Origin of the sequence: Xanthomonas sp. 4461 (assembly GCF_024806475.1) — a bacterium.
GTDB lineage: Bacteria > Pseudomonadota > Gammaproteobacteria > Xanthomonadales > Xanthomonadaceae > Xanthomonas > Xanthomonas arboricola_F.
This window is the reverse complement of sequence record NZ_JANTYV010000002.1, coordinates 514,443-530,701: the sequence shown is the minus strand read 5'-3', so window position 1 is coordinate 530,701 and position 16,259 is coordinate 514,443. Positions and strand designations below refer to the sequence as shown.

At 65.7% G+C, this 16,259-nt stretch carries 11 protein-coding genes; 8 read left to right on the top strand and 3 right to left on the bottom strand.

Features of this window, described 5'->3' with window-relative positions; genetic code table 11:
• Positions 1-265: 265 nt before the first annotated feature.
• The 7 genes from map to asnB all read left to right on the top strand — a co-directional run bounded on the left by map (position 266) and on the right by asnB (position 8,887).
• Positions 266-1,042: a type I methionyl aminopeptidase gene (gene map, locus FHY19_RS10030; protein ID WP_046963027.1), complete on the top strand. Its 777-nt coding sequence runs from the start codon at positions 266-268 to the stop codon at positions 1,040-1,042.
• Positions 1,039-3,648: a [protein-PII] uridylyltransferase gene (locus FHY19_RS10025; protein WP_259165622.1), complete on the top strand. Its 2,610-nt coding sequence runs from the start codon at positions 1,039-1,041 to the stop codon at positions 3,646-3,648. The genes map and FHY19_RS10025 overlap by 4 nt, the downstream gene beginning before the upstream one ends.
• A gap of 17 nt (positions 3,649-3,665) precedes the next feature.
• Entirely contained in the window at positions 3,666-4,832 is a 1,167-nt protein-coding gene (dapD, locus tag FHY19_RS10020; protein WP_259165610.1) for a 2,3,4,5-tetrahydropyridine-2,6-dicarboxylate N-succinyltransferase, read from the top strand.
• On the top strand, positions 4,829-5,302 hold the full coding sequence (locus FHY19_RS10015) for a hypothetical protein (RefSeq protein WP_259165600.1): 474 nt from the start codon (positions 4,829-4,831) through the stop codon (positions 5,300-5,302). Before dapD ends, FHY19_RS10015 begins: the two co-directional genes overlap by 4 nt.
• Positions 5,299-5,655, top strand: coding sequence for an arsenate reductase (locus FHY19_RS10010; protein ID WP_046963024.1), 357 nt, complete (start codon positions 5,299-5,301; stop codon positions 5,653-5,655). The genes FHY19_RS10015 and FHY19_RS10010 overlap by 4 nt, the downstream gene beginning before the upstream one ends.
• A 111-nt stretch (positions 5,656-5,766) precedes the next feature.
• A complete protein-coding gene (gene dapE / locus FHY19_RS10005) occupies positions 5,767-6,897 on the top strand; it encodes a succinyl-diaminopimelate desuccinylase (protein WP_259165597.1) in 1,131 nt (376 codons plus the stop codon).
• A 295-nt stretch (positions 6,898-7,192) separates the two neighbouring features.
• The gene (asnB, locus tag FHY19_RS10000; protein WP_259165584.1) at positions 7,193-8,887 is read left to right on the top strand and encodes an asparagine synthase B; all 1,695 of its coding nucleotides are present in this window, start codon (positions 7,193-7,195) and stop codon (positions 8,885-8,887) included.
• Between the two features lie 59 nt (positions 8,888-8,946).
• Here asnB and hpaM read toward each other — a convergent pair whose 3' ends face one another.
• The 3 genes from hpaM to FHY19_RS09985 all read right to left on the bottom strand — a co-directional run bounded on the left by hpaM (position 8,947) and on the right by FHY19_RS09985 (position 15,348).
• Entirely contained in the window at positions 8,947-9,999 is a 1,053-nt protein-coding gene (gene hpaM / locus FHY19_RS09995) for a type III secretion-associated outer membrane-bound protein HpaM (protein ID WP_259165576.1), read from the bottom strand.
• Positions 10,000-10,231: 232 nt separating this feature from the next.
• A complete protein-coding gene (locus FHY19_RS09990; RefSeq protein ID WP_259165573.1) occupies positions 10,232-12,373 on the bottom strand; it encodes a TonB-dependent receptor in 2,142 nt (713 codons plus the stop codon).
• Positions 12,374-12,942: 569 nt separating this feature from the next.
• The gene (locus FHY19_RS09985; RefSeq protein ID WP_259165572.1) at positions 12,943-15,348 is read right to left on the bottom strand and encodes a penicillin acylase family protein; all 2,406 of its coding nucleotides are present in this window, start codon (positions 15,346-15,348) and stop codon (positions 12,943-12,945) included.
• Positions 15,349-15,610: 262 nt separating this feature from the next.
• Here FHY19_RS09985 and bfr point away from each other — a divergent pair, with 262 nt between their 5' ends.
• Complete coding sequence (gene bfr, locus FHY19_RS09980) at positions 15,611-16,096, top strand: bacterioferritin (RefSeq protein ID WP_074059611.1); 486 nt, start codon at positions 15,611-15,613, stop codon at positions 16,094-16,096.
• Positions 16,097-16,259 lie beyond the last annotated feature (163 nt).

The following is a 16,259-nucleotide window of genomic DNA, read 5'->3' as shown; positions in this document are numbered from 1 at the left end:
CCTCCAATGCATCAGCTGTGCCAAAGATTACCCTGAATGGTTTGGCTATCTCGCTGTTTATCCTGCGATTCTGCGCGAAATTGCGATGTCTTTCGGATGACTTCGCTCAGGGATTTCTTGACGCGGATGGCAGTGCGTCACACATGAATACGCGGTACCGTCAGTTTCCTGTTGCCCGGTCCGTTTCGACGGGCTGGGCGTCCAGGATGAAAAAACGCCCGCGCAGGCCGTTCAGATTCAGCCCGAATCGGCGATAATCGCTGTCATGAGCGTCAATCTGAAAACCAAAGAAGAAATCGAACTGATGCGCGTCGCCGGCCGTCTGGCTGCCGAGGTGCTCGACATCGTGGGCCCGCACGTCAAGCCGGGCGTGACCACTGCCGAGCTGGACCGCATCTGCCACGACCACATCGTCAACGTGCAGGGCACCATTCCTGCCAATGTCGGCTATCGCGGCTTTCCCAAGAGCGTGTGCACCTCGGTCAACAACGTGATCTGCCACGGCATTCCGAGCGCGGCCAAGGTCCTGAAGGACGGCGATATCGTCAATATCGATGTCACCGTGATCAAGGACGGCTGGCACGGCGACACCAGCCGCATGTACTACGTCGGCACGCCGTCGGTGATGGCCAAGCGCCTGGTGGACACCACCTATGAAGCGATGTGGCGCGGCATCCGTGCGGTCAAGCCGGGCGCCACGCTGGGCGATGTGGGCCATGCGATCCAGAAGTTCGCCGAAGCCGAGCGCTTCAGCGTGGTGCGCGACTACTGCGGCCACGGCATCGGCAAGGTCTACCACGACGAACCGCAGGTGATGCATTACGGCCGTCCCGGCGAAGGCCTGGTGCTCAAGCCCGGCATGACCTTCACCATCGAACCGATGATCAACGAAGGCACCTATCACCATAAGACCCTGCCGGACGGCTGGACCGTGGTGACCAAGGACCGCAAGTTGTCCGCGCAGTGGGAGCACATGGTCGCGGTGACCGAAGACGGCGTGGATGTGCTGACGCTGTCGGCCAATTCGCCCGCGCCGGTATGACGGACACGCCGGCGGACCGACCCGACCCGGGCGTCGCCGGCGACGCGGAGTGGGCCGCGCAGGCCCGTCCGCTGCTGGTGCACGCCGACATGCGGCTGTGCAAGCGCTTCGATCAGGGCGAGCCGATCGAACGGCTGGTTGCGTTACGCGCACGCGCGGTCGACCAGTTGATGCGCAACGCCTGGACGCGTTGCATTCCGGCCGATAGCGGCCTGTCGTTGCATGCGGTCGGTGGGTACGGCCGCGGCGAGCTGTTTCCGCGCTCGGACGTGGACGTGCTGGTGTTGGGCGACACCGCTGCGCAGCAGCACCATGAGCAGGCGCTGGCCCGCTTGTTTGCGTTGTTGTGGGATGTGGGTCTGCCGATCAGTCATGCGGTGCGCTCGCCGGCGCAGTGCACCGCTGCGGCGATCGATCAGACCGTGCTCACCGCCCTGATCGAGTCGCGCCCATTGGTGGCCGATGGCGAAGCGCGAGCAGCGCTGGCTGCGGCGATCGCGCCGCAATGGGTATGGCCGCCACGCGACTTCTTCCAGGCCAAGCGCGAAGAATTGCTGGCGCGGCATCAGCGGTTCGGCGATACCGCCGATAACCTCGAACCCGATATCAAGGATGGCCCGGGAGGCCTGCGCGATCTGCAGACCCTGGGCTGGATGGCGTTGCGCGCGTTCGGGGTCAAGGATCTGGAAGCCTTGGTCGGGCTGGGCCATGTCGGCTTCGATGAAGCGGCCGCGTTGCGGCGCGAGCGCGAAGAGCTGGCGCGGCTGCGGTTCGGGCTGCATATCGTGGCCAACCGGCCGGAAGAGCGGCTGCGTTTCGATTACCAAAAGACCCTGGCGCAACGATTGGGCTTTGCCGACGACCCGGAAAGCCTGGGCGTGGAAAAAATGATGCAGCGCTTTTACCGCAGCGCTGCATTGATCCGCCGGATCAGCGACCGGCTGCTGCAGCGCTTCGAAGAACAGTTCGACGGCGAGGCGGTACCAGAGCCGCTGGGCGATGGTTTCAGCCTGCGCCGCGGCTACCTTGCCGCCGATGCCGAGAGCTGGCCGGATGGCGATGTGCTGCAGGTGTTCGCGCTGTTTGCGCAGTGGGCGGCGCATCGCGATGTGCGCGGCCTGCATTCGTTGACCGCGCGTGCGCTGGCCGAGGTGCTGCAGCAACTGCCGGCCTACGACGTGGCCGATGCCGCCACGCGCGACCGCTTCATGGCGCTGCTGCGCGGCCCGCGCGCGGTGGAGACGCTCAATCGCATGGCGCGGCTGGGCGTGCTGGGGCAGTGGATTCCCGCCTTTGCCAGCGTATCCGGACGTATGCAGTTCGATCTGTTCCACGTCTACACGGTGGACCAACACACGCTGATGGTGCTGCGAAACATCGCGTTGTTCGCCGCCGGCCGCGCCGACGAGCGTTTTTCGATCACCCACGAAGTCTGGCCGCGCCTGCGCAAGCCGGAATTGCTGCTGCTGGCCGGGTTGTTTCACGACATCGCCAAGGGCCGCGGCGGAGACCATTCCGAGCTGGGCGCGGTCGATGCGCGTGCATTCTGTCTTGCGCACCGGTTGAGCGAAGGCGATACCCAACTGGTGACCTGGCTGGTGGAGCAGCACTTGCGCATGTCGGTCACTGCGCAAAAGCAGGACATCTCCGACCCGGAGGTGATCCATCGTTTCGCCACCCTGGTCGGCACGCGCGAGCGGCTGGATTATCTGTATCTGCTGACCTGCGCCGATATCGCCGGCACCAGCCCCAAACTGTGGAACGCGTGGAAGGACCGATTGCTGGCGGACCTGTATTTCGCTGCGCGGCGCGCGCTGCGTGAGGGCCTGGAACATCCGCCGCCGCGCGAAGAGCGGCTGCGCGAAGCGCGCGACTCCGCGCGCGCGCTGATGCAGGCGCAAGGGCATGACGATGCCACCATCGACCGCCAGTTCGCCGGCATGCCGGACGAAAACTTCCTGCGCTTCCGTCCCGAGCAGCTCGCCTGGCAGGCCGTCTCGCTGATCGAAGTGCAGATCGGCCAGACCCTGGTCAAGGCGCGGCGTGCGGTGCCGGACAACGACGCGCTGGAACTGTTCGTCTATTCGCCGGACCGCGATGGACTGTTTTCGGCGATCGTGGCCACCCTGGATCGCAAGGGTTACGGCATCCACCGCGCGCGCGTGCTGGATGCGCCGCACGATGCGATCTTCGACGTGTTCGAAGTGCTGCCGCAGGAAGGCTATGCCGATGGCGATCCGCAGCGTCTTGCCGCAGCGCTACGGCAGGTGCTGGCCGGCGACCTGCAAAAAGTGCGGCCATCGCGGCGTGCGGTGCCGCGCCAGTTGCGGCATTTCCGCTTCGCGCCGCGCGTGGAGTTCAGCGAAAGCGCCGGCGGCCGCCGCACCCGCATCAGTCTGGTCGCCCCCGATCGCCCCGGCCTGCTGGCCGATGTGGCGTATGTCCTGCGCATGCAACATCTGCGCGTGCACGATGCGCGCATCGCCACCTTTGGCGAGCGTGCGGAAGATCAGTTCCAGATCACCGACGAGCACGATCGCCCGTTGTCCGAATCCGCCCGGCAGGCCCTGCGCGATGCGTTGTGCGCCTGTCTCGACCCCGCCTAGTACGACCGGAGACCCCCATGGCCACCACCAAGAAGACCGTGCGCAAGCCCGGTGCCACCACCGCCAGCGCCGCACCCAAGCGCGCAGCCACCTCCACCGCCAAGGCCGCCAAGACGTCCGCAGCAGACACGGCCAAGCCGGTAGCGAGGGTCGGCAAGAAGGGTGCCGTCAAGACGGCTGCGCTCAAGAAAGCCGCTGTAAAGAAGACCGCTGCAAAGACCGCAGCCGGCGCGCCGCGTGTGGCCAGACAGGCGACTGGCGTGGTGTCGGCGCCGACTGCAAGGAAGGCCGCCGCCGCGAAGAAACTGTCCATTGCCGAGCAGGCCGTGCACAGCGCTGCAACCCAGGTGGGCAGCGATGAACTCAGGTTCGGCATCGAAAGCGCCTTCGAGCGTCGCGCCACCTTGACCATGGACGAGATCGACGGGTCTACCCGCGCCATCGTCAATCGCGTCATCGACGGCCTGGAAAGCGGCGAGTTCCGCGTCGCCGAGCCGGACGGGCAGGGCGGCTGGACCGTCAACGAGTGGCTGAAGAAGGCTGTGCTGCTGTATTTCCGTGTCAACGAGATGGCGGTGATCGACGCGCAGCCGGCGCCGTTCTGGGACAAGGTGGAATCGCGCTTTGCCGGCTTCCATGAAGCGCAGTTCCGCAAGGCCGGCGTGCGCGTGGTGCCCGGCGCGGTCGCGCGGCGCGGCACCTATTTCGGCAAGGATGTGGTGCTGATGCCGAGCTTCACCAACATCGGTGCCTATGTCGGCGAAGGCACCATGGTCGATACCTGGGCCACGGTGGGATCGTGCGCGCAGATCGGCAAGCACTGCCATCTGTCCGGCGGTGCCGGCATCGGTGGCGTGCTCGAGCCGCTGCAGGCCAGCCCGACCATCATCGAAGACCACTGCTTTATCGGTGCGCGTTCGGAAGTGGTCGAAGGCGTGGTCATCGGCCACCACAGTGTGATCGGCATGGGCGTGTTCATTTCGCAGAGCACGCGCATCTACAACCGCGCCACCGGCGAGATCTCCTACGGCTATGTGCCGCCGTATAGCGTGGTGGTGTCCGGCCAGCTGCCGTCTAAGGACGGCTCGCATTCGCTGTATTGCGCAGTGATCGTCAAGCAGGTCGATGCCAGGACGCGCAGCAAGACCAGCGTCAACGAACTGTTGCGCGGTTTGGCCGATTGAGTGCCGCACACGCGCCTGCCGGCACGCTGCTGTCGCGTCCGGCCAGTGGCTGGATGCGGTGGGGCATCCCGGCCCTGTGGCTGGGATGGGCTGCGGTCTACGTGATGGGCTCGCTGGTGCGCGACGGCGTCCCGCAGCAGCTGGATGTGCTGCGCTGGCTCGCGCCTGTCGCGCTGGTGGGGCTGACCGTGCGGCACCTCGTGTCATGCAGGCGGTGGGCGCAGGTGCGCGATGCCGGCGATGCGCTGGAGATCACCCGGCAGGGGCGATCGCAGCGCGTGGACCTTGCGCAATTGCGTGCGGCGGTTCCTGCCTGGCTGCTCCCGCCGACGCGGCTGGCATTGAAATTCCACGGTGAGCGCACTCAGGTGGTGTTCCTTCCCGCACACGGGATGGACCCCGCCGAGTTGGCCACCACCTTGCTGACGCGTGCGGGCGCGCGCCAGGCAGTTGAAGAGAGCACGACATGACCACGCTATATGGATTGAAGAACTGCGATACCTGCAAGAAAGCCACCAAGTGGCTGGACCGCTTCGGTGTCGCCTATACGTTTGTGGATTACCGCGACAACAAGCCGTCGCCGGAGACGCTGCTGGAGTGGGCCGGCAAGGCCGGCGGATTCGATGCCTTGATCAACAAGTCGTCCACCACCTGGCGGCAGTTGCCCGACAACAAGAAGGCGCCCGGCTCGGAGGCGGAGTGGAAGCTGCTGCTGCGCGAGTATCCGCAACTGATTCGTCGTCCGGTAGTGGTGAGTGACGATGGAGCCCTGACCCAGGGCTTTTCCGATAACGGCTTCAAGCAGCGCTTCGGCGTCGGCTGAGTCGCGCAGCTGCATGCAGACTGCGGCGACGCTGCAGGCCTGCGCCCGCTGTTTCGATGGTGCAGGATCAACTCACGCCGCCAGCGGCGGCCTCCACGCAGGTGATGTTCCATGAGCGATGTGCTGGATTTGACCCGCGATCTGATCGCACGCGCGTCGGTAACGCCGGTCGATGCCGGATGCCAGGCAATGCTCGCGCAACGTCTGGATGCGGCCGGTTTCCGCTGCGAACACCTGCGCCTGGGCGAGGTCGACAATCTATGGGCCACCCACGGTAGCGGCGCGCCGGTGCTCGTGCTGCTCGGGCATACCGATGTGGTGCCGCCCGGCCCGCGCGAGGCGTGGACCAGCGATCCGTTCGATCCGCAGACCCGCGATGGCGTGCTGTACGGGCGCGGCGCGGCCGACATGAAGGGCAGCGTGGCTGCGTTCGTGGTGGCGGCCGAACAGTTCGTCGCTGCGCATCCGCAGCACCCAGGCACGCTCGCGGTGCTGCTGACCAGCGACGAAGAGGGCGATGCCATCGATGGTGTGCGGCACGTGGCACGGCTGTTCGCCGAGCGTGGCCAGCAGATCGATTGGTGCATCACCGGAGAGCCATCCTCCACCGAGCGGCTGGGCGATCTGCTGCGGGTTGGCCGCCGCGGCAGCCTGTCCGGCACGCTGGTCGTCAACGGCGTGCAGGGCCACGTGGCGTATCCGCACAAGGCACGCAACCCGATCCACCTGGCGGCACCGGCGCTGGCCGAACTGATCGCGCGCCGCTGGGACGAGGGCTTCGAAAATTTCCCGCCCACCAGCCTGCAGATTTCCAATATCCATGCCGGCACCGGCGCCAACAATGTGATCCCCGGCGAGCTGCAGGTCGCCTTCAACCTGCGCTACACCCCGCATTGGGATGCGCCGCGTCTGGAGGCGGAAATCACCGCAGTGCTGGAGCGCCATGCACTGGATTACAGATTGCGCTGGCACCGCAGCGGCGAGCCGTTCTACACGCCGGAGGGGCGCCTGCGCAGTGTCGCGCGCGAGGTGCTGGGCCAGTTTGCCGGGGGACCACCTGAGGAGAGCACCGGCGGCGGCACCTCCGATGCGCGCTTCATCGCCCCGCTTGGCGCGCAATGCATCGAGGTCGGCCCGGTCAACGCGTCGATCCACCAGGTCGACGAGCATGTGCGCGTGGCCGACCTGGAGGCGCTGCCGTCGCTGTATCGCACGCTTGTCGAGCGCTTGTTGATCGGTTGAGCAGGCGCTGCGCCGCCGTCGTTGCCGCTGAAACAGTTGCGCCAGCGAAAACGAACGGTTAGCGTCGGCTGCATGGTCATCCGCTTCGCCAACGTCAATAACGCCAACCGCAACACGCTGCGCGCGAATAATCGTGCGCGGTCGATGCGGGTCTGCGACTAGGCGAAGTAAAACCAAACGCCCAGGAATCAGAAAACCCGCATCGGCCGATGCGGGTTTTTTTTTGGGCGTCACTTGCATGCAGCATGCTCATCCATCGGCCATCCATCCCCGCAGTTTCATCAGGAGTGTTTCCATGTGTTCCATCTTCGGCATTTTCGGCCTGCAACCCGGCGACGATCTGCAGGCCCTGCGCCGGCAGGCGCTGGAATGTTCGCAGCGGCAGCGGCATCGCGGTCCGGACTGGAGCGGTGTGTATGTCGACACCGGTGCGATCCTGGTGCACGAGCGGTTGGCCATCGTCGATCCGGCTGGCGGCTCGCAGCCATTGCTCTCCGAAGATGGGCAGCTCGCATTGGCGGTGAATGGCGAAATCTACAACCATCGTGAACTCAAGCAGGAACTGGTGCAGCCGTACGCCTTCCAGACCGGCTCCGATTGCGAGGTGATCAACGCGCTGTATCGCGAAGATGCGCCGGCCTCCTATCTCAACCGCCTCAACGGCATCTTCGCGTTCGCACTGTGGGACAAGGCGGCAGGGCGGGTGATCATCGCGCGCGATCCGATCGGCGTGGTGCCGCTGTACTGGGGCCACGATCGCGAAGGCCGGCTACGTGTGGCCTCCGAGCTGAAGTCGCTGGTGGACGATTGCGCCGATGCGGCGCAGTTTCCGCCCGGCCATTGGTACGACAGCGCCACCGGTGCATTGAGCCGTTACTACGAGCGCTCCTGGCGCGAATACGCCGAAGTGGAAGGCGTGCAGGTGCAGTTGCAGGAGTTGCGCGAGGCCTTCGAGCGCGCGGTGCACCGTCAGCTGATGACCGACGTGCCGTATGGCGTGTTGCTGTCCGGCGGGCTGGATTCTTCGCTGGTCGCAGCCGTTGCCGCGCGCTATGCACGGCACCGCATCGAAGAAAACGACACCACCGAAGCGTGGTGGCCGCGCCTGCATTCGTTCGCAATCGGCTTGAAGGGCTCGCCGGACCTGGCCGCCGCCGAGGTGGCCGCCGCGGCGTTGGGGACCGTGCATCATGGGTTCGAGTACAGCTTCGAAGAAGGCCTGGACGCGTTGCCGGAAGTGATCCGCCATATCGAAACCTACGACGTCACCACCATTCGTGCGTCCACGCCGATGTTTTTGCTGGCGCGGCGGATCAAGGCGATGGGCGTGAAGATGGTGCTGTCGGGCGAAGGCAGCGATGAAATCTTCGGCGGCTATCTGTATTTCCACAAGGCGCCGAATGCGCGCGAGTTCCATGAAGAGCTGGTGCGCAAGCTCGACGCGCTCAACAACTACGATTGCCTGCGCGCCAACAAGTCGATGATGGCCTGGGGCGTGGAGCCGCGCGTGCCGTTCCTGGATCGCGAGTTCCTGGACGTGGCCATGCGCATGGATGCCAGCTTCAAGATGATCGACAAGACCAGCACTGGCGCCACGCGCATGGAAAAGGGCGTGTTGCGCGAAGCCTTCGCCGGCTACCTGCCCGAATCGATCCTGTGGCGGCAGAAGGAGCAGTTCAGCGATGGCGTGGGTTATGGCTGGATCGATGGACTCAAGGCGCATGCCGCCGCGCATGTGAGCGACCGCGAGTTGGCCGCGGCCGACCGGCGTTTCCCGGTCAATCCGCCACAGACCAAGGAAGCGTATTTCTATCGCAGCCTGTTCGAGCAGTTCTTCCCGAGCCAGGCGGCCGCGGAAACCGTGCCCGGCGGCAAGTCGATTGCGTGCTCGTCGCCGACCGCGATTGCCTGGGATGCCAGTTTCGCGGCGATGGCCGACCCGTCGGGTCGTGCGATCGCCGGCGTGCACGAACAGGCACTGGCCTCGTAACGCATGGTGCAGGAACAGCGGCCGGCTTGCGCGGCCGGCCGCTGTCATATCGCCCGTGCTTATTGCTCGTGGCGCACGCAATAGCCGTAGCGCTGCGGCTCGATATCCACACCGGCCACATCGGCCTGGTTGTTACGCCACAGGTTCGGCTTGAAGTCGCCCGCGGTGCAATTGGCCGCACGGTCCACACCGATGGTGTAGGTGAACGGCGTATTGGAGAAGCGGTTGTTCTCGAACACGTTGTCCTGGCTCATGCTGTTGTCCCAGCACAGGATTTCCGGCGTGCGATAGCGGATCGCGCAGGCCAGGAACACGCCGGCCACCTTGTTGCCATCGAACACGTTGTTGCTGAAGCGGTTGCGCCGCGCATCGGACAGGTAGATGCCCTGGCTGCCGTTGCGCTCGAAGCGGTTGTTGCGGATCTCGCTGTCTTCCAGATGTTCGGTGGTCAGGCCAGCGGCCACGTTGTCGTGGATGTAGTTGTTGACCATGGTGACCTTGGCGGTGCGGTTGAACGACACCCCGTCCCAGATCGCCCCGGACACATCGTTGTTTTCGATGGTGATCTCGCGGGTGTCGTACTCGCTCAGCAGGCAGGCGCTGCGGCACTTGTTGACCTGCAGGCCGGCCAGGCGAATTCCCTGGCCGGAACGCACGACCACCGCGCTATTGCTCAGGTACGGGCGCTCGGGCATGAACTCCTTGTCGCCGGTGCTGGCGACGATCTGCATGTCTTCGATGCTGACATTGCGGATCACGCCGGTCGGCTGCTGGTTTTCGTAGTCGCCGACCACCAGTGCCGGTTGCTGCACGCCATCGGCCATGCGCAGCACGGTGGTCGGGCCCTTGCCGCGCAGGGTGAGATTGCCGCGGTGGATCGAGACCAGGCCATTGAGCGGGAATTCGCCTTTTTCCAGGCACAACACCGCAGGCGTATCGCTTTGCGGGAGCTTGTCGATGGCTTTTTGCAGATCCTGTCCTGGCTTCACCTTGGCGGTGCAGGCAGCGACGGGCGCGGCCGGCGGGCCGGACTGGGCGGGCGGCGCTGCCGAGCAGGCAGTGGCAACAAGCAGAGGCAACAAGGCGGAAACGGAGCGGGCAAGCAGAGGCATGCGGATTCCGGTCAGTGGGGGGAAGAGGGCGATGCTGTGGAGCGGTACTCCACATCGCGACGGCCTCTAGTGTGTCCCACCGGACGTTAAAGTCTGGCTGATTCCGGCCTGCCTGATTCGGCGCAGGTTCATTGCACAGCCGTCGTCGAGGCCGCAAATGCGCGTGTAGCGGTCGACGAACGTCACATCTGAAGCCGCGCGCAAGGCCTGCGCAGGCGCGCGTTCGCCACGCTTAAAAACTATAAGCCAGCTGCGCGTAGATGCGACGCGGCTCGCCGGGAAAGTGACCGGTGCGCTCAGTGAACCCGCTGACGGCGTAAACCTTGTCGAACAGGTTCTTGAGGTTGACCTGCAGCTTCCAGGCATCCCACTGCGTCTGCCAGCTGATGTCGAAGATGGCGTACGGCTTGACGCGCTGACCTTCAAGGCTGACCCGCTCGCCCACGTAGTCGGCACCGAAGGCAATCGCCGAGTTCCAGGCCGGCAGGTCGTAACGCGTCCACAGACCGAAGGTGTTGCGCGGTGCATTGGCGAAGCGGTCGCCGGACGCATTGGTGATGCCGTTGGTGCCCGCATCGAGCACGCGCGCATCGTTGTAGGCGTAGGTCAGGTTGAGCACCCAGCGTTCGGTGAGGTCGGCCAGCAGATCCACTTCCAGGCCTTCGCTGCGCACCAGGCCGAGCGCGGAGAGCTGGTTGACGCCGGCAACGATGCTGCCGTTGGCCTGCACGATATTGCTGCGTTCGATGCGATACAGCGCGGTGTTGAGCGTCAGCCCGCCATCGTTGAGCGCGGTTTTCAGGCCGACTTCCCACTGCGTGCTGCGCTCGGGTTCGAACGGGCCACCGACGCTGCTGTCCTGGTTCGCCGCATCCTGCGGCAGGAAGCCGCTGGCATAACTGGCGTACGCGTTGACGCCATCGCGTAGCACGAAGGTGCTGCCCACACGCCAGCTGAGATCGTTGCCGGTGACGCGCGAGCCGTCCAGCCGGTTGTCGTCCTTGAAGCCGTCCCAGCGCAGTCCGGCCATCGCAAACCAGCGCGGCGTCAGGGTGAGTTCGTCCTGCAGATACGCCCCGTAGCGCTGGCTGCGCGTGCTGGTGGCACGCCAGGGCAGCGCGTCCAGGCCGTAGTCGTAAAAACCGCTGCGGCCATACACCGGGTTAAACAGATCGATGCCCGGCACCGGCCCGCGCACGCGGCCGGTATCTGCGGTATTGGCCGTTTGCGCGCGGAAATCGGCATCCAGGCGATAGTAATCAGCGCCCATCAGCAGTTTGTGTGCGATGGCGCCGGTGCTGGTACGGAACACCGCATTGACGTTACTGGAGATCGCATCGTTGTCGCGGAACTGGTTGCGCAACTGCCGTGTCATCCACTCGGCGGTGCCGTCGCGATCGCGATCGATCAAACCCATCGGCTCGTGATAGATCTGGTGCTCGTCGTTCTTGAACCAGCGTAGCGCCATGTCCACGTCCCACGCATCCGACGGCGCAAAGCGATATTGCGCGAACGCCACCTTGGCGCGCATGTCGAGAAAATCGGTGGGCTCGTTGTGGTTCCAGCGACGGTCGGTGAGGAAGTTGCCCTCGTCATCGACCGGCACACCGCGCAAGCGGTTTCCGCCCAGGTTCTGGGTGATGTCGGTGTATTGCAGGGTGAGCTCGCCGGTGTCGCCGACATCGAAAGCCACCGATGCATCGCCGATCTGGCTCTGGCTATCGGTGTTCCAGCGAAAGCCATCCTCGCCATCGGCGTAGGCGCCGATGCGATAGCGGATGCGGCCGTCTTCGCGCGCAGGGCCGGTGGCTTCGAACGACGCCGCGCCGAACGATTGATTGCCCAGCTGCAGCTCCACGCGCCGCTGCGCCTGGTGCGCAGGCTTGCGGGTGACGTAGTTGATGACGCCGCCGGGTTCGCCGCCGCCATACAACGCACCTGCCGGGCCCTTGAGCACTTCCACGCGTTCGATGTTGAACAGCTGCGGCACCGAGAAGCCGGCATACGGGTCGCCACGCAGACCGTCGTAGAGCACGTTTTCCTGGCGAAAGCCACGCAAGGTGACGCCCGCATAGCTGAAGAAACTGATGCCGCTGATGCTGCGATACAGATCGGTGATCTGGCGCGCGGCCTGGTCGTCGATCAACTCGCGCGGCAGCACCTGCACCGATTGCGGCACCAGCGACAGTGGCGTGTCGGTGCGCGTGGCGACCGCGGCGTCGTCGGACTTGTACAGCGTCTGCGCACGGCCGACGACGTCGACGCCATCCAGGTCGGTGACGGTTGCCGAGGTGCTGGTGTGTTGGGCAAAGGCGCGGGGCGAGGGTAACGCCAAGACAGCGGCGAGTGCGGTGACAAGGAGCGTGGGGCGCATTGGTCACTAATGGGAATGGTTATCAAATGCATCTTAGCATGTTGTGCTCGCTTGATTACGCAGGTCGGCAGGCGGACATAGTCGCGGACACTTGCGCGTGCCGATGTGCCGGGCGCGATCTGTAAACAGCAAAACGTGCAATTGCGTCGGTCGCATGGCAGGCGCCCATACCCTCACCCCAACCGCTCTCCCGGCGGGAGAGCGCTTGCTCAAGCAGATGGATGAAGCGCTGCCTGTCTGCCTTCTCCCCTCGGGAGAAGGTGCCCGAAGGGCGGATGAGGGTACGAGCGAAGCCTCGTGCTGTCTGTCGTGCAGGACGCCATTTTGCGATGCAGGAAACCGATCGAAGCCAGCGCAAGCTGAGTCGCATCGCCTGCCATCGGTCGCATGGCAGGCGCCCGTACCCTCACCCCAACCGCTTTCCCGGCGGAAGAGGGGATTGCTCAAGCAAACGGATGAAGCGCTGCCTGTCTCCCTTCTCCCATCGGGAGAAGGTGCCCGAAGGGCGGATGAGGGTGCAGGACGCCGACCGTAGAGACCCGTGTCGACAGACCAGAAAGCACGACCGCCTACTCCGGTTGCAAGTGCAGCGTGTAGCGCATGGCTGCCGGCAGGAATGGGGTCGGCCGGCCGTGCACCCAATCGTCGTGCCCGGCGCCCCAGAACGGCGACAAGGGATGTCCGCTCTGGCCGCCCGGCATGTGCACGATGCCGTCCTGCTCGTGGCCGGGCGACACCACCATGCGTTCGGATGCGCCGAAGGCCGGGCCTTGCACGCGCGGCATGTCGCGGTCGCCTGGCAGTTGGTCGGGCGGCATGCACAGCCAGTGCTTGGCGAGCGCAGGCAATGCCCGCGCGATCGGGTGACAGATGGCGGCGGTGTTGCGTTCGCCCCAGCTGCGCTTGTCGAGTGGCTGGCCGGGCGCCGCCTGCGCGATCAGGTCCGCCTGCGCGCTGCGTGCGGCATCGCTCAGCAACTGGTCCCAGTCTGCGAAGGCCGGTGGCAGCAGGTTGGCGGGGCGCTGCTGCAGCAACGGCCAGACGATGCCTTCCAGCTGTGCGCGACGCGGCGCGAGAAACTGCTCGCCCAGCGCTGCTTGGGCCGGCGCCAGCAGACCGGCTTCCACCGCATCGATGGTCTTGCTGCGGAACTCGCGCACGATGCGGTAGCTGGCCGAGCTGGTGGATGCATGGCCGTCCCACCGGCGCGTTGCCTGTTCGATCTGCTGCAACGCCGGGTCCTTGTTGTGCTCGACCACACCGCGCAACAGCTGCCACCACCGTGTCAGCAACAACGCACGATCGTCCAGCTGGATCGCCAGCAGATCGCGCTCGCTGAAGCGCTGCTTCGCGAACAGGTCGTCGCGGATCTGCTGCGCACGCGCGCCGAGGTCGTAGCCGGCATTGCCGAGCGTGGCCAGCTGCTGCGTATCGACCACGCGGCTATTGGCTGTCCATAGCCGATGCGAGGGCGGGTCGATCAACGCCGGCGCCGCATCGCTGCGCACCGGCCATGGTGTGCAGGCGGCCGCTGGTGTGTCCGCTTGCGCAGCGGGTGTGGGCGACGCAGACGGTGATGCGGCGCTCGCGAGCTCGGCAATGCCGGTCGGCCCGCATCCGGCATTGCGGGCCGGGCGCGCACCGATCAGGCGCCAGGCGATGCGCCCGCTGCGGTCGGCCAGCAACAGGTTCTGCGCCGGAATGCCCGAGCGGTCGGCCACTTCGAAGGCGCTGCGCAGGTCGCGTGCGCTGCTCATCTGTGCGAAGTCCAGACGGATCGCGCCCGGCAACTGCGCGGCCCAGCGCAGCGCCAGCAGGCTGCCATCCGGGTTTTCATGCAGGATCGGCCCCCACGCCGCTTCGCGCACCTCCAGGCGCACCGACTCAGCGCCCGCCACATCAATGGTTTCGACATGCGTGGTCAGCGCCTGCGGATGACCGGGCGTAGCTGCGGGAATCCGCGCAAAGTCGGCGGTGTCGATATAGCTGTTGGTGAACGCCCAGGCCACATGCCCATTGCTGCCGACTACCACCGCGGGCAGGCCGGGCAGGGTGAAGCCGGTGACGTCCACCTTGCCGTCCGGCGCAGCGCTGTCGGGGTAGCGCAGCCGCGCACGGAACCAGATGTTGGGCGCGCGCAGCCCCAGATGCATGTCGTCGGCGACGATGGCGCGCCCGTCTGCAGTGAGGCTTCCATCCACCGCAAAATTGTTGCTGCCTGGGGTGGGTTGCTCGGCAGGCGGTGTGGCGGGCGGGTGCGGCAAGGCACGCAGATCCAGTGCAGCCGCGTCGGGAAGCACGGCATCGCCATGTACCGGGCCCAGCAGCGGCGCGTCCCAGCTGGAGCCTTGATGATCGAGCAGCGCCGCCAGCGCAGGCGGCACCACGGCGCGGATGCGCGCGGCGGCCAGTTCGGTCTGGTTGTCGCTGTCCTGCAGGTCGGCATACATCGCCAGGCCGGTCAGGATGGAGTCGTCCAGCGTCCAGGCGCGCGGGGCCTGGCGCAGCAGCAGATACGGCCACGGGCGTACCGGCAAGGCGGCCAACCCGGCATTGACGCCGTCGGTGTAGGCCTGCAGGGCAGCGCGCTGGCTGCCGGCGGCGATGTCCAGGGTGGCATGCACGCGGGCGCGCAGCCGGTGCACGCGCCTGCGCTTGTCCAGATCCACCGCCTTGGGACCGAACAGTTCGGACAATTCGCCGGCGGGCGCGCGGCGCATCAGGTCCATCTCGAAATAGCGCTCCTGCGCATGCACGTAGCCGAGCGCGCGCATCGCATCGCTCTGGCTTGCCGCGTCGATGGTGACCACGCCGTTCTGGTCGCGCTGCACGCTGACGGCGGCGGCCAGGCCACTCAAGGGCGTGTCGCCATCCAGCTGCGCCAGGCTGCCACGCAGCAGCAGATACAGCGCCAGGCCGGCGGCGAGCACCAGCACCACAGTTGCCAGCATCAGCCGGGCCAGCCATTTGCGCATCGTCGGTTCCTTGGAGCGTGGTTCGGGGGTTGCCGATAGACCTGGGCGGTCAGTGGAGCGGGAGATGGCGGCTCCCGTGCATCAGGCGCGATGCGGGGCGAGGCCGCCCGTTCCTGCTGCGCCGAGGTGCCGGCCGTTTCAGTGTGGCTGCAGATCATGACCGCGACGGGTCTGGCCGCAAGCGCAACTGAAAGTGATTCCGATTAGATCATTGCCCGCCGGCTTAGTGCACCATGCGCGCATTGCGTCGCTGGAGCACACCATGAAAGGCCATCCCGAAGTCGTCGATTACCTCAAGCAGCTGCTACGCGGCGAACTGGCGGCACGCGACCAGTATTTCCTGCATTCGCGCCGCTACGAGGATCAGGGCCTGATGGCGCTGTACGAGCGCATCAACCATGAGATGCAGGAAGAAACCGAGCACGCCGACGCGTTGCTGCGGCGCATCCTGTTCCTGGAAGGCGACCCGGATATGCGCCCGGCCGAGTTTGCGCCGGGCAAGACCGTTGTCGAGATGCTCGAGCGCGATCTGGTGGTGGAATACGAAGTGCGCGCGGCGCTGGCTGCCGGCATGAAGCTGTGCGAAGAGCACGGCGATTACGTCAGCCGCGACATGTTGCTCAAGCAATTGCAGGACACCGAAGAAGACCATGCCTGGTGGCTGGAGCAGCAGCTTGGCCTGATCAAGCGGATCGGCCTGGAGCTGTACCAGACCTCGAAGATCGACAAGGGCCACGTGGCCGGTTGATTGCGGGATTGCTGGACTGGCGTACGCTCCAAGGCCGTGCGCTGGTGCTTGAGGCGGCCACGAACCGTGGTGCTTGGGGCATGCGGCCGGCACGTTGCACGGGAGTGTGCAGACGTGCAGACCTCCGTTACGTCACAGGCTCCAGTGCTGCAGATCGCCGGCT

Coding starts and splice junctions, on each gene's coding strand:
- dapD (WP_259165610.1), top strand. CDS start 3,666: ATGGCCACCACCAAGAAGACCGTGCGCAAGCCCGGTGCCACCACCGCC.
- FHY19_RS09990 (WP_259165573.1), bottom strand. CDS start 12,373: ATGCGCCCCACGCTCCTTGTCACCGCACTCGCCGCTGTCTTGGCGTTA.
- hpaM (WP_259165576.1), bottom strand. CDS start 9,999: ATGCCTCTGCTTGCCCGCTCCGTTTCCGCCTTGTTGCCTCTGCTTGTT.
- FHY19_RS09985 (WP_259165572.1), bottom strand. CDS start 15,348: ATGCGCAAATGGCTGGCCCGGCTGATGCTGGCAACTGTGGTGCTGGTG.
- FHY19_RS10010 (WP_046963024.1), top strand. CDS start 5,299: ATGACCACGCTATATGGATTGAAGAACTGCGATACCTGCAAGAAAGCC.
- map (WP_046963027.1), top strand. CDS start 266: ATGAGCGTCAATCTGAAAACCAAAGAAGAAATCGAACTGATGCGCGTC.
- FHY19_RS10025 (WP_259165622.1), top strand. CDS start 1,039: ATGACGGACACGCCGGCGGACCGACCCGACCCGGGCGTCGCCGGCGAC.
- bfr (WP_074059611.1), top strand. CDS start 15,611: ATGAAAGGCCATCCCGAAGTCGTCGATTACCTCAAGCAGCTGCTACGC.
- asnB (WP_259165584.1), top strand. CDS start 7,193: ATGTGTTCCATCTTCGGCATTTTCGGCCTGCAACCCGGCGACGATCTG.
- dapE (WP_259165597.1), top strand. CDS start 5,767: ATGAGCGATGTGCTGGATTTGACCCGCGATCTGATCGCACGCGCGTCG.